This window comes from Litchfieldella qijiaojingensis, from assembly GCF_014651875.1.
Classification (GTDB): domain Bacteria; phylum Pseudomonadota; class Gammaproteobacteria; order Pseudomonadales; family Halomonadaceae; genus Litchfieldella; species Litchfieldella qijiaojingensis.
In genome coordinates, this window is sequence record NZ_BMXS01000013.1 from 63,522 (window position 1) to 83,215 (window position 19,694).

General features: G+C 62.1%; 16 protein-coding genes. 1 reads left to right on the forward strand and 15 read right to left on the reverse strand.

Translation table 11 applies throughout. The features are described 5' to 3' along the window. The first annotated feature begins 123 nt into the window (after window positions 1-123). A complete protein-coding gene (gene ppx / locus IE093_RS13165; protein ID WP_229803555.1) occupies window positions 124-1,671 on the forward strand; it encodes an exopolyphosphatase in 1,548 nt (515 codons plus the stop codon). On the opposite strand, the gene tilS is transcribed toward ppx, so the two are convergent. The 15 genes from tilS to frr form a co-directional block, all read right to left on the reverse strand. Then, window positions 1,574-2,914, reverse strand: a complete 1,341-nt coding sequence (gene tilS / locus IE093_RS13170; protein WP_189469941.1) for a tRNA lysidine(34) synthetase TilS — start codon at window positions 2,912-2,914, stop codon at window positions 1,574-1,576. The genes ppx and tilS overlap by 98 nt on opposite strands. Window positions 2,915-3,033: 119 nt before the next feature. Beyond that, the gene (accA, locus tag IE093_RS13175; protein ID WP_189469943.1) at window positions 3,034-3,987 is read right to left on the reverse strand and encodes an acetyl-CoA carboxylase carboxyl transferase subunit alpha; all 954 of its coding nucleotides are present in this window, start codon (window positions 3,985-3,987) and stop codon (window positions 3,034-3,036) included. Between the two features lie 130 nt (window positions 3,988-4,117). Next, a complete protein-coding gene (gene dnaE / locus IE093_RS13180) occupies window positions 4,118-7,618 on the reverse strand; it encodes a DNA polymerase III subunit alpha (RefSeq protein ID WP_189470058.1) in 3,501 nt (1,166 codons plus the stop codon). Window positions 7,619-7,663: 45 nt separating this feature from the next. Then, window positions 7,664-8,272, reverse strand: a complete 609-nt coding sequence (rnhB, locus tag IE093_RS13185; RefSeq protein ID WP_189469945.1) for a ribonuclease HII — start codon at window positions 8,270-8,272, stop codon at window positions 7,664-7,666. After that, the gene (gene lpxB / locus IE093_RS13190; RefSeq protein WP_229803565.1) at window positions 8,262-9,443 is read right to left on the reverse strand and encodes a lipid-A-disaccharide synthase; all 1,182 of its coding nucleotides are present in this window, start codon (window positions 9,441-9,443) and stop codon (window positions 8,262-8,264) included. Before lpxB ends, rnhB begins: the two co-directional genes overlap by 11 nt. 39 nt (window positions 9,444-9,482) lie before the next feature. Beyond that, window positions 9,483-10,250, reverse strand: coding sequence for an acyl-ACP--UDP-N-acetylglucosamine O-acyltransferase (gene lpxA, locus IE093_RS13195; protein WP_189469948.1), 768 nt, complete (start codon window positions 10,248-10,250; stop codon window positions 9,483-9,485). After that, window positions 10,247-10,690, reverse strand: a complete 444-nt coding sequence (fabZ, locus tag IE093_RS13200) for a 3-hydroxyacyl-ACP dehydratase FabZ (protein WP_189469950.1) — start codon at window positions 10,688-10,690, stop codon at window positions 10,247-10,249. Before fabZ ends, lpxA begins: the two co-directional genes overlap by 4 nt. A gap of 113 nt (window positions 10,691-10,803) precedes the next feature. Next, window positions 10,804-11,844, reverse strand: coding sequence for a UDP-3-O-(3-hydroxymyristoyl)glucosamine N-acyltransferase (gene lpxD, locus IE093_RS13205; RefSeq protein WP_189469952.1), 1,041 nt, complete (start codon window positions 11,842-11,844; stop codon window positions 10,804-10,806). A gap of 51 nt (window positions 11,845-11,895) precedes the next feature. Next, entirely contained in the window at window positions 11,896-12,399 is a 504-nt protein-coding gene (locus IE093_RS13210; RefSeq protein ID WP_189469955.1) for an OmpH/Skp family outer membrane protein, read from the reverse strand. Between the two features lie 40 nt (window positions 12,400-12,439). Next, window positions 12,440-14,782: an outer membrane protein assembly factor BamA gene (bamA, locus tag IE093_RS13215; protein WP_189469957.1), complete on the reverse strand. Its 2,343-nt coding sequence runs from the start codon at window positions 14,780-14,782 to the stop codon at window positions 12,440-12,442. 145 nt (window positions 14,783-14,927) lie between these two features. Further along, window positions 14,928-16,283 carry an RIP metalloprotease RseP gene (rseP, locus tag IE093_RS13220; protein ID WP_189469959.1) on the reverse strand — a complete coding sequence of 452 codons (1,356 nt, stop codon included), beginning with the start codon at window positions 16,281-16,283 and terminating at the stop codon, window positions 14,928-14,930. Between the two features lie 11 nt (window positions 16,284-16,294). Then, complete coding sequence (gene ispC / locus IE093_RS13225) at window positions 16,295-17,515, reverse strand: 1-deoxy-D-xylulose-5-phosphate reductoisomerase (RefSeq protein WP_229803557.1); 1,221 nt, start codon at window positions 17,513-17,515, stop codon at window positions 16,295-16,297. A 6-nt stretch (window positions 17,516-17,521) separates the two neighbouring features. After that, window positions 17,522-18,319 carry a phosphatidate cytidylyltransferase gene (locus IE093_RS13230; protein ID WP_189469961.1) on the reverse strand — a complete coding sequence of 266 codons (798 nt, stop codon included), beginning with the start codon at window positions 18,317-18,319 and terminating at the stop codon, window positions 17,522-17,524. After that, window positions 18,312-19,085, reverse strand: coding sequence for a polyprenyl diphosphate synthase (gene uppS / locus IE093_RS13235; protein WP_268247402.1), 774 nt, complete (start codon window positions 19,083-19,085; stop codon window positions 18,312-18,314). Before uppS ends, IE093_RS13230 begins: the two co-directional genes overlap by 8 nt. A 48-nt stretch (window positions 19,086-19,133) precedes the next feature. Next, complete coding sequence (gene frr / locus IE093_RS13240; protein ID WP_189469965.1) at window positions 19,134-19,691, reverse strand: ribosome recycling factor; 558 nt, start codon at window positions 19,689-19,691, stop codon at window positions 19,134-19,136. Between the last annotated feature and the right edge of the window lie 3 nt (window positions 19,692-19,694).

Sequence of the window (19,694 nt, forward strand, 5' to 3'; positions counted from 1 at the left end):
AAACGCAAGCCCTGTACGTATTTCTCCATAGCATTCGAACGGGCCGACCCTCTTTCCGGGTGACGATTGACAAGCTCCCGGGCGCCCCGCAACCTTGACCTATCCAGATCAAAGGAACGCTACATGACCCGTGATACGGCCATGCGCAGGATGCCCGCCCAGGGACCGCGCCGTCTCGCTGCCATCGACCTGGGCTCCAACAGTTTCCACCTCCTGGTCGCCAATTATCTCGATGACGAGTTGCAGGTCGTTGCCAAACTTGGCGAAAAGGTGCAGCTCGCCGCCGGGCTCGATGCCCAGAACCGCCTGAGCGAGGACGCCATAGGGCGTGCTCTCGACTGTCTGGCGCGCTTCGCCCCTTTTATCGACGGCATCCCCCCCGCCCACTTGCGAGTCGTCGGTACCAATGCACTGCGAGCCGCCACCAATAGCCACACCCTCATCGAACGAGCCGAAGCACTACTGGGTCACGACATCGAGGTCATCGCCGGCCGCGAAGAGGCCCGCCTGATCTACCTGGGCGCCGCCCATGCCCTGGCCGATGTGCTTGGCCGGCGGCTGATCGTCGACATCGGCGGAGGGTCCACGGAGTTCATTATTGGCGAGAAGTTCGAGCCGCTGGCACTGGAGAGCCTGGATATGGGCTGCGTCGCCTTCACCAAGCGCTTTTTCGCCGACGGCGAAATCACCGAAAAGCGGTTTCGCAGGGCCGAGCTCACGGCACTTTCCGAGTTGGCCAATATTCGCCGTCATTTCTGCGAACTGGGCTGGGTGGACCCGGTTGGCTCAAGCGGCACCATCAAGGCAGCGGCCGCGGTGCTCGCCACCAGCGGCGAAAGTCCCGAAGGCATGATCGAACGTGAAGGTTTGCTGACGTTGCGCAAGCGCCTGATCAAGTGCAAACAGCTCGATCGGGTCGCCATGGATGGCCTAAAGGAAGATCGTGCAGCGGTCTTCCCCGCCGGCATCGCTATCCTGTGCGCTATCTTCGAGGCTTTCGAACTCGACCATATGCGTTATTCCGACGGCGCCTTGCGCGAAGGAGTGCTCTATGACCTGGCCGGTCGCCATACCGCCGAAGACTCGCGCCTGCAGACGCTAGCCATCCTGCGCAGACGCTATGGTGTCGACGACCGCCAAGCCGACAACGTCGCCGCCACCGCCCGGGAGGCCCTGACCCAGGTCCAGGCGGACTGGCGAATCGACGAGAGTCAGGGCCAGTTTCTCGGTTGGGCCGGCCAGTTGCATGAAATCGGCCTGGCCATTTCGCATAGCCAGTTTCATCGGCATGGCGCCTACCTGCTGGAAAACTCCGACTTGCCAGGCTTCTCCCGACCGGAGCAACAGGCCCTGGCTTTCCTGGTACGTGCCCATCGTCGCAAGTTTCCCCTCAAGGACCTCGACAACCTCAACACCAATCGGACAACGTTGGGCCGACTAGCACGCTTGCTGCGCCTGGCAGTGATCCTCAATCATTCACGCCCCGAGCAGCCGGTGCGCGACTTCCGTTTACGCGCCAGTGGTGACGACCTGCACCTGGAACTCGATGCGCTGGGCGATCAGGCACTGGTGATCAATGATCTCGAGCAGGAGGCCGAGTATCAGCGTGCGGCGGGTTTCCGGCTGTCGATCGAGCCTTCACTGGAAGCAGTCGCCAGCCTACGGCCGTGACCCCACCCTCGGGTAACCCATCTCCGAGCACGGCGACCACGTGGTCGCCGTGCCAGGCCACCAATAGCCGCCCACGCTGCCAAGGGGGCACCGCGTATTCCTGCAGCAAGCGCTTGAGGTCTCGCCGCCCACGTCCCGGCAAACGCAGGCATTCGCCGCCTCGACGCGACCTCAGGATCAGGTTGGCGTCTCCCCCTGGCTCCTTCTCCAACGCGACGTTCAACAGCCCGACCGGGGTCTGCAACGTTGCTCGACCATCCCACTGCTGTTGCCAATCGGCTGGCAAGTCCATCACGGGGGCCTGAAGATAGAGACATCCCCGCCATACACGCGCTTCCCCCCCATTCCAATTCACATGCACCCCAGCATCGTGCCGGGCCTCCAGTTGTTCGATCAGGGTTGCCAGACGCGAGGCAGGAGGCACCGCCAATCCCAAATGTTCGCAGCAATGACGAATCAGCAGCCGTTGGCGCGGTACCGATAGCGAGGTGAGAAACGACAGCGGCAGGCGGGCTGCTTCATTCCCGGCCCGCGACAGATCCTGGGCTGCAAGTTCCGCCAGCAGTGCATCGGCCTCGCCAGCCCAAGTCGCCGTCTGTGCCAGCGAGGCTTCGGCGGTTGGCCAGCGGTGCTTCAGGAGTGGCAACACTCGGTGGCGCAGGAAATTGCGATCCAGGCCGACATCGACATTGCTCGGATCCTCTACCCAGTCCAGGCCACGTAGCACTGCCTCGGCTTCCAGCTTCTCACGCGAAACATCGAGCCAGGGGCGCACGAGATGACGCCCTTGCCAGATCCTCGCGCCGGGCATCGCTGCCAATCCACGCACACCACTGCCACGCAGGGCCGCGAGGAGAAAGGTTTCGGCCTGGTCCTTGCGATGCTGGGCCAGCCATAGCGTTTCGCCGGCGGCCACTCGTCGGGCGAAAGCCCCATAACGCGCCTCGCGTGCCGCACCTTCCCAGCCCAACCCGCTGTCCTTCGCCACCACAACGTGCTCGACGAACAACGGCACCCCAAGCCGCGAGCACAAACGTCGGCTATGGCGCTCGAAATCCTCGGCGGCGACCTGCAAGCCGTGGTGCACGTGCAGCGCATAAATGGGGCGGGGCTGGCGGTGGGCGGCACACGCTGCCAGAGTCAGCAACAGGCTGGAGTCCAGGCCACCAGACAGGGCAACCCAGACAGGACGCCCCGGCGGGGTCTCCGCCAGGGCGTTATCGATCAAGGCTTGAAGTGACATGTGTAAGCTCCCGCTCAGATCGCTCCCGAACGAGGCTCCATCCCAGCTCGCGGACCCGCTTCGAGCGCAGAAAGGCTGCTGATCGGGATAGAGGCGTCGCAAGACTAGCCTCTGACCGATCAGGCAGGCGCTCCATAGCTCATCAGCCGCTCATACCGGCGCTTCAGCAAGGCATCCACATCCATTGATCCCAACCGATCCAGGCTGTCTAGCAGGGCCTTCTTGACACGTTCGGCGGTAGTGATCGGATGTCGATGCGCGCCGCCAAGCGGTTCCTCGATCAGAGTATCGACGAAGCCCAGTTCCTTGAGACGTTCGGCGGTGATGCCCATGGCATGGGCGGCCTCGGAGGCCTTCTCGGCGCTCTTCCATAGAATGGAGGCACAACCTTCCGGCGAGATCACCGAATAGGTGGAATACTGCAGCATCTGCAGTTCATCGCATACGCCAATGGCCAGCGCTCCGCCGGAACCGCCCTCGCCGACCACAGTGGAGACGATGGGGGTCTTCAGCCGTGACATCACCGCCAGGTTGTAGGCGATGGCCTCGCTCTGGCCACGCTCCTCGGCATCGATACCCGGATAGGCGCCTGGGGTGTCGATGAAAGTCAGCACCGGCATCCTGAAACGTTCGGCCATCTCCATCAGGCGGCATGCCTTGCGGTAACCTTCCGGGCGCGGCATGCCGAAGTTGCGGCGCACCTTGTCCTTGACATCGCGCCCCTTCTGATGGCCGATGACCATTACCGGCTTGTCATCGAGGCGCGCCACGCCTCCCACGATGGCGGCATCGTCGGCGAAATGGCGATCGCCGTGCAGCTCGTCGAAATCGGTGAAGATATGCTCGAGATAGTCGAGGGTGTAGGGCCGCTTGGGATGCCGCGAGAGCTGCGAGACCTGCCAGGCCGTGAGGTCACGGAAGATCTGTTCGGTCAGTTTCTTGCTCTTTTCCTCGAGCTTGCCGATCTCGTCGTTGATATTGATCTTGCTATCGTTGCCGACCAGCCGCAGCTCCTCGATCTTCGCCTGCAGCTCGGCAATGGGCTGTTCAAAATCAAGATAGTTGGGATTCATAGAAGTTCAGCTTGTTGGGAGTCTGGCAGCCTGAGGCCACGGCTGTCGTGAAAAGGTCGCAAAAGTGTCAGGCATTATCGCAGCTTGGTCATTTGGCGCAAGGCACACCAGGTGATGAGCGTTTTCATACTCAACGGTACTTGAGGCGTACTCCATCCTGGCCTTCCACATCTCGCAGGGCGATCAACAGCTCGTCGGAGGGGGCGACACGCCACTCTTCGGACAACTCCAGCCAGCCCCTGGCTGCGGTATTGCGATATTCCAGTCGTACCGGCAAGCCGGCACTATCGCGATACGGCGCCAGACTGTCGCGCAGGGTGTCGATCAGGCGACCGTTGGTCAAGGCGCCGTCCACCGAGAGCTCCACCGCTTCGCCGTAGCGGGCCCGGGCCGCGACCATCGGGGTGATCTCCTTGCCACGCAAGCGCAGGCCTCCAGAGTAGTCGTCGCTTGCGACCTCCCCTTCGACTATCAACACCTGGTCGGTGTCCAGGCGGCCACGCAACTGCTCGAACAGTTCTCCGAACAGGGAGGCCTCAATACGACCGGTGCGATCATCCAGGGTAACGAAAGCCATGGTGTCGCCACGCTTGGACTTCATGGTACGCAGCCCCACGACCAGGCCCGCGACCCGCTGCGGTTCGCGCGAAGGCTTGAGATCGGAGATACGGGTGGAGACGAAACGCTTGAGTTCGTGCTCGTACTCGTCGATGGGGTGGCCAGTCAGATAAAGCCCGAGGGTTTCCTTCTCGCCGGCCAGACGCTCCTTGTCGCTCCAGTCACGCACAGCGCGATAATCGGCGTAGGCATCACCAGCCTCCTCATCCACGAAGGCATCGCCGAACATGTCGACCATACCTAGGTTCTGGTTGGTCAAGTTCTGGGCCGCTGCCTTGAGCGCCGCGTCGAGCGCCGCGGCAAGCACCGCGCGAGAAGGCCCCAGGTTGTCCAGCGCCCCGGAACGAATCAATGCCTCCAGGGTGCGTTTGTTGAGTCGCTTGGGGTCGACACGACGACAGAAATCGAACAAGTCCTTGAACGGGCCATCCGCATCGCGAGCTTCAACGATGGCGCCGATCGGCCCCTCACCGACACCACGAATGGCGCCGAGACCGTAGACGACACGATGCTGATCATCGACAGTGAACTTGTAACCACCGACATTGACGTCCGGTGGAGTGACGGTCAATCCCTGATTGCGGCACTCCTCGATCAGCGGTACCACTTTGTCGAGGTTGTCCATCTCGGTGGACAACACCGCAGCCATGAACGGCCCCGGATAATGGGTCTTGAGCCAGGCGGTCTGGTAGGAAACCAGGCCGTAAGCCGCCGAATGCGACTTGTTGAAGCCGTAACCGGCAAATTTCTCCACCAGGTCGAAGATATTGCCGGCCAACTCCTTGTCGATACCGTTGGCCGCACAGCCTTCCATGAAGCCGGCCCGCTGCTTGGCCATCTCCTCGGGTTTCTTCTTGCCCATCGCCCGGCGCAGCATGTCGGCCTGCCCCAGCGTATACCCAGCCAGCACCTGGGCGATCTGCATCACCTGCTCCTGATAGAGGATGATGCCGTAGGTGGGCTCGAGCACTGGCTTGAGCCATTCATGCTGATAGTCCGGATGGGGGTAGGAAATCTCGGCACGGCCATGCTTGCGGTTGATGAAGTCATCGACCATGCCCGATTGCAGCGGCCCCGGGCGGAACAGCGCCACCAAGGCGATCATATCCTCCAGCGAATCGGGCTGCAGGCGCTTGATCAGTTCCTTCATGCCACGCGATTCGAGCTGGAACACCGCCGTGGTTTCGGCCTTCTTGAGCATCTCGAAGGTCGGTCCGTCGTCGAGCGCGATACTGTTGATGTCGAGCGGCTCATGGCCCTCACGACGTCGTACCTCATCGACCATCTCCAGCGCCCAGTCGATGATGGTCAGGGTACGCAAGCCGAGGAAGTCGAACTTGACCAGCCCGGCTTCCTCGATGTCGTTCTTGTCGAACTGCACCACCAGGCCGCTGCCATCTTCCTCGCACAGCAGCGGCGAGAAATCGGTAAGCTTGGTGGGGGCGATCACCACCCCACCGGCATGCTTACCAGTGCCGCGGGTGATGCCCTCGAGCTTGACCGCCATATCCCAGATTTCCTGGGCTTCCTCGTCGTTCTCCAGAAACTCGACCAGTGCCGGCTCCTGTTCCACGGCCTTGGCGAGCGTCATGCCGACTTCGAAAGGGATCAGCTTGGAGAGCTTGTCACCCAGCGAATAGGGCTTGCCCTGAGCGCGGGCCACGTCACGCACCACCGCCTTGGCAGCCATGGTGCCGAAGGTGACGATCTGCGACACCGCATCACGGCCGTAACGTTCGGCTACATAGTCGATGACCCGGTCGCGCTTCTCCATGCAGAAGTCGACATCGAAGTCAGGCATCGAGACACGCTCGGGGTTGAGGAAGCGTTCGAACAGCAGATCGTATTCCAGTGGATCGAGATCGGTGATCTTCTGTGCGTAGGCCACCAGCGAACCAGCTCCGGACCCGCGCCCCGGCCCCACCGGCACGTCGTTGTCCTTGGCCCACTGGATGAAGTCCATCACGATCAGGAAGTAGCCCGGAAAGCCCATCTGAATGATGATGTCGAGCTCGAAATCCAGCCGCTTGCGGTAGGCGGGCTCGTGCTCGGCGCGGGAACGGCCGGCATATATTGCATCGGGCCCCTCGAAGAGCTGGTCGAGACGCTCGGTGAGACCGTCGTGGGAGACCTTGCGAAAGTATTCGTCCTGGGTCATTCCCTCGGGAATCGGGAACTCCGGCAGGGAAATCTCACCCAGGCGCACGTCGACGTTACAGCGCGCAGCGATCATCACACTGTTTTCGAGCGCCTCGGGGATGTCGACGAACAGCTCGGCCATCTCAGCGGGGCTCTTGAGGTACTGTTCCTCGCTGTAGCGGCGCTCACGCCGGGGGTCGTCGAGCGCCTTGCCCTCGCCAATGGCGACACGGGTCTCATGGGCCCAGAAATCCTCGCGGGTGAGAAAGCGTACATCGTTGGTGGCCACCACCGGAGTGCCGGTCTCCATGGCCAGCTCCACCGAGAGGTGAACGCACTCCTCGTCGTACTGGCGTCCGGTGCGTTGCAGTTCGAGGTAGAAGCGGTCAGGGAAATACCGCTGCCACTCGGCCAGCGACTCGCGCGCTTCCCGACCATGGTCGGCAAGCAGGAAGCGACCTATCTCGCCTTCTCGAGCCCCGGACAGGGCAATCAGCCCCTCGTTCTGGGCGAAGATCCATTGCTTGTCGAGAATCGCCACTCCGTGATGCTGCCCTTCGCTCCAGCCACGCGAGATCAGCTCGGTGAGGTTGCGATAGCCTTCGGCATTCATCGCCAACAACGTCAGGCGGTAAGGGTGGCTCTCGTCATGCGGATTGGCCAGCCACAAATCGGCGCTGATGACCGGTTTGAGCCCCTCCCCCTGGGCCGCCTTGTAGAGCTTGACCAAACCGAACAGGTTGGCCTCGTCGGACACAGTAACCGCCGGCATACCCATCTCGACCGTCGTCTTCACCAACGGCTTCAGGCGTACCAGGCCATCGACGAGGGAGAACTCGCTGTGCACGCGCAAATGGACGAAAGGAGGTGTCATGGTCATAGCAAGGCCATTGGGCTCGTGTTTACAAGGAAACGAAGGTCAGAACAATGCGAGTTGCCGCTTGACTGGGGCAAAGGAGCGGCGATGTTCGGCTAACGGCCCCAGACGCTCGAGTGCTGCCAGGTGCTCCGGCGTCGGGTAGCCCTTGTGGCGGGCGAAACCATAGGCCGGATAGCGTGCGTCGAGTTCACGCATTTGCGCATCGCGTACCACCTTGGCCAGAATCGAGGCGGCAGCGATGGCCGGATGACGGGCATCGCCCTTGACCACCGCCTGACCGGGGACATGATGCCCGGGCAAGCGGTTGCCGTCCACCAGCAGATACTCGGCACTCGGTGTCAAGCCATCGATGGCCCGCCGCATGGCCAAGTGCGTGGCATGATAGATATTGAGTTCGTCGATTTCCTGGGCCGAGGCCTCCGCAACGGCAAAGGCCAGGGCCTTGCCACGGATTTCGTCGGCCAGGCGTTCACGCCGGGCGGCGCTGAGCGCCTTCGAGTCCGTCAGACCATCGATGGGACGCGACGAGTCGAGGATCACCGCCGCCGCCACCACCGCGCCGACCAGCGGACCCCGTCCCACCTCATCGACCCCGGCCAATAGCGTGCCGCCATAGTCGATGGCCAATGGTGGATACTCAGTCGGCATCGGCGACCTCCGGGGCCACGCTTTGCGGCAGTCCACGTCCTTTGACCAGCGCTTCGATGGCCTCGGCGGCACGAGCACTGGCGCCACGTTGCAGGGTCTCGTGCATGAGTGCGAAGCGCTCTTCCAGCGCCTGACGTCCGTCCCGGTCGGCAAGTATGACTTCGAGTCGCTCGGCAATGGCCGTGGCACTGGCTGCCTCTTGAATCAGCTCCGGCACCAGCGATTCCCGGGCGATAAGATTGGGCAGCGAAATCCACTCGGTCTTGACCAGGCGCTTGGCCAACCAATGCGTGGCTGGTGCCATCTTGTAGGCAACCAGCATGGCACGATGACACAGCATTGCCTCGAGTGCCGCCGTGCCCGAAGCCAGCAATACGCTATCACTGGCCACCATGGCCTCGCGCGAGCGCCCGTCAAGCAAGATGACATTCCCGACAAGAGACGGGTAATCGGCCAGCAGTGTCTCCAGCTCCTGTCGGCGCTTCGGCGTGGCCGCGGGAATCACCACCTGCAATTCGGGCCGCCGTCGGCACAGACGCTCGGCGGCATCGAGAAAGGTGGCGCCGAGAAAGCGGATTTCGTTGGCACGCGAGCCGGGCAGTACGGCCAATACCGGCGAGTCAGGGGGCAGGCCCAGCGCCTTGCGCGCCGCTTCGCGGTCGTTGACCAGTGGCAACTCGTCGGCCAGCGGGTGACCGACAAAGGCAACCGGCACCTGATGACGGCGGTAGAATTCGGCCTCAAAGGGCAGGAAGGTCAACATGGCGTCCACTGAGCGAGCGATCCCGTTGACACGCCTCTGTCGCCAGGCCCAGACCGAGGGGCTGACGTAGTGAGCGGTGGTGATCCCACTCTCGCGAAGTTGGCGTTCGAGCCCAAGATTGAAATCGGGGGCATCGATACCGAGCATGATATCGGGCCGCCACGCCAGGGCATCACGTTTCAAGTCACGGCGCACGCGAATCAGTCCCGGGAGGTGCTTGATCACCTCGACCAGCCCCATCACCGACAACGTCTCCAGCGGATAGCGGCTGACCATGCCCTCGGCAATCATGCGTGGCCCACCGATGCCACGAAACTCGACGTTGGAGAAACGTGCCTTGAGCGCGCGCATCAAGCCGGCACCGAGGATATCGCCGGAAAGCTCTCCCGCCACCAGGTAGATCTTCAGTCCTCGCGTGTCGCCCACTGCGCCTGACACCTCCATGGCCTAGCGAACGATGCCGCGGGTGGACGCCCGAATCGACGCGACGAAGGCATCGGTCTCGTGCCGCTGGAAACGCGACTCGATCTCGCTCAGCGCCTGGTCGACGGTCAGCCCCTGGCGATAGACCAGCTTGTAGGCCTCGCCCAAGGCCTTGATTGCTTCGGCAGAGAAACCGCGGCGTTTCAGTCCCACCAGGTTCAATCCATGCACCTGGGCCGGGTTGCCGTTGATCATCACATAGGCTGGTGTGTCCTTGGTGATGATCGAGCCCCCGCCAGCCATGGCATGGGCGCCAAAATGACAGAATTGGTGAATGGCCGAGAGCCCACCGAGGATGACGAAGTCGCCCAGGGTGACGTGGCCAGCCAAGGTGACCTGATTGGCCAGGATGCAGTCGTCACCGATCATGCAGTCGTGGCCGACATGGGCGTAGGCCATGAACAGGTTTCGACTGCCGATAGTCGTCTCGTTGCGCCCCTGTATGGTGCCGCGGTGCAGGGTCACGCCCTCGCGGATCACGTTGTCGTCACCCACCACCAGCCAGGTCGGCTCGCCGCCGTACTTCTTGTCCTGGCAGTCTTCGCCCACCGAGGCGAACTGAAAAATTCGGGTACGCTCGCCCAGCCGGGTGGGGCCCTTGATCACCACATGCGGACCGATCCGACTTCCGGCTCCGATCTCCACGTCCGGCCCGATGATGCTGAATGGACCGACCTCGACATCCTCGGCCAGGCGGGCCCCAGGGTCTACGATGGCAGTGGGATGTATCAAGCGACCTTCCTCTCGGCACAAATGATGTCGGCTTCACAGGCCAGTTCGCCTTCCACCGTGGCACGGCAGGCGAACTTCCAGATACCCCGCTTGCCGCGGATCACACTGGCTTCCAACAGCAACTGGTCGCCGGGCATGACCGGGCGCTTGAAACGGGCATTGTCACTACCCACCAAGTAGTAGACATAACCGTCGGCGGGCAACTTGTTGACGGTCTTGAACCCAAGGATGCCGCAAGCCTGGGCCATGGCCTCGATGATCAGGACACCCGGCATGATCGGATGATGCGGAAAATGGCCGTTGAAGAACGGCTCGTTGATACTGACATTCTTGTAGGCGACGATGGATTCGCCAACCTTGAGTTCCTGAACCCGATCGATCAGCAGAAAGGGATAGCGGTGGGGCAGATACTCACGAATCTCGTTGATGTCCATTACCATCGATGCGACCTCTGAAATAACGAAATGCTCACCCGATGGGCGAGCACGCAATGGCGGGTGTCCGCCTCCCTGGCTGGGCGGGGCCATGGATTATAGCGCCCATCCCGCGCCACTCAACGGCTGCGTTGTTCCTTCTCGAGACGTGTCAGTCGCTTGGCGATGTCGTCTAGCTGCTTGAAGCGCACCGCGTTCTTGCGCCATTGAGCATTGCTCATGGCACCGGTACCGGAGGAATATACCCCCGGTTGATGAATCGAGTTGGTGACCAGGCTCATGCCGGTCACCTGCACGCCGTCGCAAAGGGTCAGGTGTCCAGACAGCCCGACCCCGCCGCCCAGCATGCAATTCCTGCCGACCTTGGTCGAACCGGCGATTCCCACGCATCCGGCCAGCGCACAGTGATCGCCGATCTGCACATTGTGAGCGATCTGCACCTGACTATCGATCTTGACATCGTTACCGATGATAGTGTCGCCCAACGCCCCACGGTCGATGCTCGAACAACTGCCGACCTCAACGTCATCGCCGAGGATCACGCCCCCAAGCTGAGCGATCTTGTGCCAGCGGCCACCGTCATGAGCGAAGCCAAAGCCGTCGCCGCCAATCACGCAGCCGCTGTGCAGGATGGCGCGCCTGCCGATCACCACGCCATGGCAGACGGTGACATTGGCATGCAGCCGTGAACCCTCGCCGATCTCCGTGTCGCAACCCACTACGCTTCCAGGTCCAACGATGACTCGATCGCCCAGTCTGACACCGTCTTCGATCACGGCTTGGGGCCCGATCTGCACGTCACGCCCCAGACTCGCGCTCTCTGCCACCACCGCCGTGGGATGAACCCCCGGGACATCGCGGGCTGCCAGCGGATCGAACAGGGCCGACAACTTGGCGTACCCCACGTAGGGATTGTCCATCGTCAGGCAGGCCGTCGGGCAGTCGTCGGCATGGTTGGGGTGCAGCAGGACGGCTGCCGCACTGGTATCGGGCAAAAACTTGAGATAGGCCCGATTGGCCAGGAAAGTGATGTCCTCGGGCCCGGCATCGTTCAGCGTCGCCAAGCCGCTGACGCGCCGAGAGCCATCACCGACCAGCCGCGCCCCCACTCGTCGGGCGATCTCTTCCAGCGTGAAGGCGTGGGCATTGGCATTGTTCATGGGCGTTTCACTGATCAGTGGTCGTGAGCACTGCCTGATGGGCGGCCTTGGTCAGTCGAGCGAATTGAGGATCTGGGTGACTTCGTCGGTCAGGTCGAGGCCGTCTTCGACATGTATCACTGCATTGCGATCCACCAAAATCTTTACGTCATGGCGGCTGATGACCTGATCCACAGCCTGCTGCAACTTGGGCTCGGCTTGTTGCAGGAACTGTTGCTCGGCCTGCTGCTGAGCCTGGGCGATCTGGCCGCGCAGTTGCTGGAACTGGGCACCTTTCTGCTGCAGTTCCTGCTGGGCGGACTGACGCTCGCTTTCCGACATCACCGCGCTGTCCTGCTGCAGGCGCTGTTGCAGTTGCTGCAGTTCCTGTCCCAAGGCCTGGGCCTGCTGTTGCTGACCGCTGATCTGGTTCTGCAACTGGTTCATGGAGCTTTGCGCCGAATCGGTGGCCATCAAGGCCTCGCGCCAGTCCAGCACCGCCACATCCGCTGCCTGGACAGGCAGGGCGAGGATACCGAGCAGGCCGCCACACAGGGCTCCGGTCAATTTACGCATAGGTTCGATCTCCTCGTGATCCGTGATCGCCGGGGGCACCTCAGAAGGTCTGTCCCAGCGAGAATTGGAAGAATTGGGTGTCGTCACCCTCCTTGTCGTTGAGGGGTTCAGCCACGCTGAACGTCAACGGCCCGACCGGTGTCAGCCAGGAAAAGCCGATACCCGCACTGTACCGCAGTTCTCCCGCATCGACACCCGACTCGCAGCTCGAGGTATCACCTGCCAGTACCTCATAACACTCGGTCAGGAAGGTATTGCCCGCATCCACGAAGAACCCGGCCTGCATGGAACGCTGATCCTCGATGAACGGTATCGGGAACAGCAACTCGGCCGAGCCTTCCACCAGCACATTGCCCCCCAGGGTGCGGTCGGTGCCATCGCCGCGCGGGGTCGTACGCGGCCCCAGGGTGTTGCCGGTGAAGCCGCGCACCGACCCCAGGCCGCCGGAAAAGAAGTTCTCGTAGAAGGGATAGGGGTCGCCACCACCCAGGGTGTCGGCATAACCCAAGGTAGTGCCGAACTTCAGTGACCAGGTGTCGTTGAGCGGAAAGAACTGCTGGGCTCGGAAGCGCAGCTTGTAGTACTCGGCATCGCTGCCCGGTGCAGCGGTCTCCAGCGATACGCGCTGATAGTTACCCGCCGTGGGCATGACGCCACGATTGAGGTTGTTGCGCGTCCAACTCGCGGTCAGCTTGAGACTCTGGGCATTGGCACCCTGGTCGTCGACATAGCGCACGATCTCCGAAGCTGTATCGTTGAAGGTCCTGATCGTCAGATCCTCGACGCCGACGCCGAAGTTCAGCCGTGTGAGTTCGTTGATCGGATAGCCGAAGTTGATCCCGCCACCATATGAGTCGGTGGAGTAGGTGGAAATGTCCGAGTCTTCGAAGTCAGTCTTGCGGTAGAACAGGTTATAACCGCGCGAGATGCCATCCAATGTCCAGTAGGGGTCGGTGAAGCCGAAGTTCAGGCTGGTGAAGGTATCGCCACGCTGGGCGCTAAAATTGACCCGATTACCCGTGCCCAGGAAGTTGTTTTGCGACAACGACCCCCCGAAAATGACCCCGGCACTCTGCGAAAAGCCGATACTCGCCGAAATCGAGCCAGAGGGTTGCTCCTCGACATTGTAAGTCACATCGAGCTGGTCCGGCTCTCCGGGCACCGGCTGAGTCTCCACATCGACCTGGCGGAAAAAGCCCAGCCGTTCGAGGCGCTGGCGCGACTGGCTGATCTGTTCGGTGGAGGCTGGCGCGCCCTCCATCTGGATCATCTCGCGGCGCAGGACCTCATCTTCGGTGGTGGTATTGCCGACGAAGTTGATACGACGGACGTAGGCGCGCCGACCAGGGTCGACCACGAAGGTGACATCGACACTGTCACCGTCCTCGCTGACTTCGGGCACCCCATCGACGCTGGCGAAGGCAAACCCTTCGGCACCTAGACGGGAGCGCAGGGCTTCCGACGAAGCGGTGATGTCGCTACGCGAATAGATCTCCCCGGGCTGGGCCTGGACCAGCGAACGGGCCTCCGCTTCCGGGATTTTCAAGTCGCCGGAAAAACGAATATCGCCGAGGCGATACTGACGCCCTTCCTCGACATTGATGGTAACGAATATCTGCGACTTGTCGGGGCTGATCGAAACCTGGGTCGAGGCGATGTTGAAGTTCACGTAGCCACGGTCCATGTAATAGGAGCGCAGGCGTTCCAGGTCACCGGAGAGACGTTCGCGGGAGTACTCGTCATCGGAGAACCAGCCGAAGAGCCAACCCGGCCGATCCTCGAGTTCGAAGACATCTCGCAGGGTTTCGTCGTCGAACGCCTGGTTGCCGACGATATTGATCTGGCGAATCTTGGCCACCGCGCCTTCATTGATGTCGATGTTGACCCGGACGCGGTTCGCGTCGATCTCTTCGACCTCGGCGGAAATGCGAGCGCTGTAACGCCCTTGGGACTGGTAGAGTCCCTCGAGCTCGCGCTGGATCTCTTCCAGGGTCGAGAGTTGCAGCACCTGTCCTTCGGCCAGCCCCACCTCGCGCAGCCCCTTTCTCAGGTCTTCGTCGGAAATCTGCGAATTGCCAGTGATTTGGAGATCGGTGATGAAGGGCCGTTCCACCACTTGAATGATCAGGACGTCACCATCGCGAGCCAACTGGACATCGTCGAACAAACCAGTTCTGAAAAGCTCTCGCGCCGCTTGGGCCAACTCTCGCTCATCGACGCGATCAGTGGTACTGACGGGGAAGGCATTGAAGACGGAAGCCGCGGAAACACGTTGCAGGCCTTCCACTCGAATGTCGGAAACGTTGAAAGGTTCTGCCAGCGCTAGCTGGACCTGTGCGCTGGTAAACAACAGCGCCGCCAATCCGATGGTCTTGAATTTCATGCAGTCGGTTCGCTCGAGTTGGGTCTGCCCGCGTGTCAAACAGGCACCTTATACATTAGGGCGGGTGAATGACAAGGCTGCTGAAGCAGACCTTGGGCTTCCTGCCCCCTAGCGATCGGCCGGACACGACCTCGTACCAAGCCGTTCACAGCCTCATCAAATCGAAGTACAACGCCATCATCATCAAGCCGCCCACCAGGGCCAACCCGATACGCAGCCCCAAAGCCTGGGCTCGTTCGGATACCGGCTTGCCGCGCACCGCTTCGATCAGGTAGTAGGCCAGGTGGCCACCATCAAGCACCGGGATCGGTAGCAGGTTGAGAATCCCCAGGCTAATCGACAGATAGGCCAGAAAACCAATGAAACTCTCGAGGCCGGTGCGTGCCGAATCGCCGGCCACCCGGGCGATGGTGATCGGCCCTGAGAGATTCGACGGAGAAATCAGGCCAACGAACATCTTGCGAATGGCGTCCAGCGTCAACAACGACATCTCGCCGGTACGCGCCAGTGACTGTCCGACGGCTGCCAGCGGCCCATAGCGGATCTCGCGACGGTATCGCTCGGGCCATTCCACCGGCTCAGCCCCCGCACCGATATAACCGATGGCGACACCATCACCGATTTCGTTGCGCCCCGGTGTAAGCTCGATCGTCAAGGGTCGATCATCGCGCATAACCTTCAACGAGAGCGTCTCGCCTGGGCTAGCACGCACCATGTCGACGAAATGCATCCAGTCGTCGACGGGCTCGCCATTCACCTCCAGGATCTCGTCGCCGACCTGCAACCCGGCCTGGGCTGCGGCCTCCCCTTCGAGCACCTGCCCCAATACCGCTGGGTAGGGTGGTCGCCAAGGGTTCACACCCAGGCTAGTCAATGGCTGCGGGGGATCCTGACGCACCAGCCAGTCATCCACCGGGAGCCGATATTCACGGGCCTCGCTCGCCTCTTCGTCGAGGGCGCTCACGCGCAATTCTCCACTGGCGCCGATAGCCGCCACCAACTTGAGATTGATATCGTCCCACGAATGTACCGACTCGCCTTGGACCGCGACGATCTCCTGCCCCGACTGCAACCCACCCTGGTCGGCCGGAGACCCCGGCATCACACTGCCGATAACCGGAACGACCGTACTGGTGCCGACCACGAACAGCAACCAATAGGCGACGATCGCCAACAGGAAATTGGCCAGTGGCCCGGCAACGACGATAGCGATACGCTGCCACACGCTCTTCCGGTTGAAAGCCTGATCCAACTCCTCGGGAGCGACCGACGCCTCACGCTCATCGAGCATCTTGACGTAGCCGCCCAAGGGAATGGCGGCCACGGCGAATTCGGTGCCGTGACGGTCGTAACGCGACCATATCGGCTTGCCGAAGCCCACCGAGAAACGCAGCACCTTGACGCCACAACGCCTGGCGACCCAAAAGTGGCCGTATTCGTGAAAGGTGATCAACAGGCCCAGGACCACGATCACCGCCAACACGTTCTGGATCACGCCCATGGTTCAATCTCCTAGCGATAGCGTTCCAGGTAGCGCTCGGCACGTTCGCGCGCGCGGCGATCCTCCTCGAGGATCGCCTCAAGCTCGGTGGCGGCTTGCAAGGGGGAAGCGTCGAGTACACCTTCCACCACCTCGGCAATGCCGGTGAACGACAAGCGTCCCGCGAGGAAAGCCTCGACGGCCACCTCGTTGGCAGCATTGAGCACGGCAGGGGCAGCCCCCCCCGCATCCATGGCCTCACGGGCCAAGCGCAGGCAGGGAAACGCCTCCTCGTCGGGCGCCTGGAAATCGAGGCGTGCCACCTGAAACAGGTCCAGAACCTCGACTCCCGCCTCGATCCGCTCAGGCCAGGCCAGGCCATAGGCAATCGGCGTTCGCATGTCGGGATTGCCCAACTGCGCGATCACCGAGCCATCGCTGTAGGCGACCATGGAGTGGATCACACTCTGCGGGTGCACGACCACTTTCACCTGGTCGGGCCGAGCGTCGAAAAGCCAGCAGGCTTCAATCAATTCCAGTCCCTTGTTCATCAGGGTGGCACTGTCCACCGAGATCTTGCGTCCCATCGACCAGTTGGGGTGGGCACAAGCCTGCTCAGGGGTCACCATCGCCAAATCGCCGGCCTGCCACCCCAGGAAAGGACCGCCCGAGGCGGTCAACAGCAACTGGGTCACCCCCACCCGGGCCAGCCCGCCGCGATGCTCAGGGGGTAGACACTGGTAAATGGCATTATGTTCGGAATCGATGGGTAGCAGCACGGCCCCATGGCGATCAACGGCATCCATGAACAGGGCTCCGGACATCACCAGAGCCTCCTTGTTGGCCAGTAGCACGCGTTTGCCAGCACGCACTGCAGCGAGCGTGGGTAGTAACCCGGCAGCCCCTACGATGGCTGCCATCACCACCTCTGCATCACTGGCTTCGGCCACCTCGACCAAAGCCGTCTCGCCCGACTTGACCTCGGTGTCGAGGCCGGCACCACGCAATTCGCCACGTAGCCAGACAGCATCCCGTTCATGGCTCAGGACCGCCACCCGCGGACGATGACGCAGGCATTGATCGAGCAAGGCTTCGCGACGCGTCGCAGCGGTCAAGGCATGGACCCGGTAGCGCTCGGGATGCCGTGCCAGCACATCCAGGGTACTGGTGCCAATAGAGCCGGTTGCGCCAAGCACGGTCACCGCCTGGGGACGGTTGGAAGCACCGGTCATGTCGATCCTCGCGTCACCCATGAACCCTCACTTCCAGAGCCATAGCAGAGCGAAAACCGGTACCGCCGCCGTCAGGCTGTCGATACGATCGAGCACACCGCCATGGCCAGGCAATAACGCGCTGGAATCCTTGATCCCCCGCGTTCGCTTGAGCATGCTCTCGAGCAAATCGCCGAGCACCGAGACCAGCGTCACGACCAAGGCGCTCGCCACCAGCAGCAAGGCTTGCCCCAAGCCCAGCGACAACCAGACGGCAAACACCACGGCCAGCAGCGCGGTGGCCGCCATACCGCCCAGCACCCCTTCCCAAGACTTCCCTGGGCTGACGCGAGGAGCCAGTTTGTGGCGCCCATAGGCTCGTCCGGCAAAGTAAGCGCCGGTATCGGCCAACCACACCAGCAACAGCACGAACAGCAGCCATTCGACCCCGCTTTCGCGCAGAGTGACGAACCCCACCCAGCAAGGCAGCAACACCCACAGCCCCATCAACAGGCGACGCGATGGCGCGCCCCACTGCTCCTGTCGCTCGGGGTAGTGCACCACCCAGTAAAGATTGGCCAGCCAGCCTAGGGCCCCCAGCCATAGTGGCCAGGCGTCCTGCACGGCGCCGCTCACCCATAGCAACAGCATGATCAGTGCCGCTCCCGCGACCCCGCTCCAGCGCGCCTTTCGGGACTCGAAGCCGGCGAGGTTGACCCACTCCCATACCCCGGCGAGCAGGATCGCGCCGGTAAACAGGGCGAAAGGCGCACCTCTCAGACCGAATAGCCCGGCCAGCGCCAGCGGCGCCAGGAACAACGCCGTCAGGACCCGTTGCCTAAGCACCCTGCGCCTCGACCTGCTCGTCAGTCATCCCGAAACGACGCTGCCGCTGGCAGAAGTCATCAATGGCCTGGTCCAGGGCGTCGCCATCGAAATCCGGCCACAGCAGTGGCGAGAAATGGAGCTCGGCGTAGGCGAGTTGCCACAACAGGAAATTGGAGAGGCGTTGCTCACCGCTGGTACGGATGCACAAATCGACCGGCGGCTCGTCGGCAAGGGTCATTTCCCGACCGATGGCATGCTCATCGATGTCGCTGGCCTGCAGTTCGCCGGTCTCGATCCGTTCGGCCAGACGACGTGCCGCCTGGGCGATATCCCAGCGCCCGCCATAGTTGGCCGCGATCACCAAATGCAGACCACGATTATCGCGAGTGAGATGTTCGGCGCGCGCGATGTAGCGTTGAATCGACGCCGAGAAGCCCTCGCGCGCGCCGATGACCGACAGCCGGATATCGTGCTCATGAAGCTTCTTGACCTCGCGCTTGAGCGCCATCAGGAACAGCTCCATCAGCGCGTTGACCTCGCCGGCTGGACGCTTCCAGTTTTCACTCGAAAAGGCAAAAAGCGTCAAGGTCTCGATACCGCGCTCGGCGGCGCGACGAATCACGGCGCGGACGGCGTCGACACCGGCACGATGACCACGAACTCCAGCCATCCCCCGAGCCCGAGCCCAGCGGTTGTTACCGTCCATGATGATCGCCACATGGCGTGGCGGCCCACAATGCGAACGCTCGCACTGCCGGGACTTGGAAGACTGCGGTGACGTCATGGGATCTCGCATGCAGATTGGGCGGCGGGCGGCGATATCCGCACTGCCTCAGACCTGCATCAGGTCATGTTCCTTGGCTTCCAGCAGCTTGTCGATCTCGGCAATGTATTTGTCCGTCAGCTTCTGGATATCTTCCACGCCGCGATGCTCCTCGTCCTCGGAGATTTCCTTTTCCTTGAGCAGAGCCTTGATATCGCCATTGGCATCGCGCCGCACATTGCGTACCGCGACCCTGGCGTTTTCGGCCTCGCTGCGCGCCTGCTTGATGTAGCCCTTGCGGGTTTCCTCGGTCAGCATCGGCATCGGCACGCGGATCACGCTGCCGGCCGTCGCCGGGTTCAGCCCAAGATCGGACGTCATGATGGCCTTTTCCACCTTGGGCACCATGCTCTTTTCCCAGGGTACCACCGACAGGGTACGCGCATCCTCGACATTGACGCTGGCGACCTGGTTGATCGGCATCTGGGCGCCGTAGTAGTCCACCATCACCGAGTCGAGGATGCTGGTGTGCGCGCGGCCGGTCCGGATCTTGTTGAAGTTGGCATGCAAGGCATCGAGGCTCTTCTTCATGCGCGATTCGGCGTCTTTCTTGATCTCGTTGATCACGGT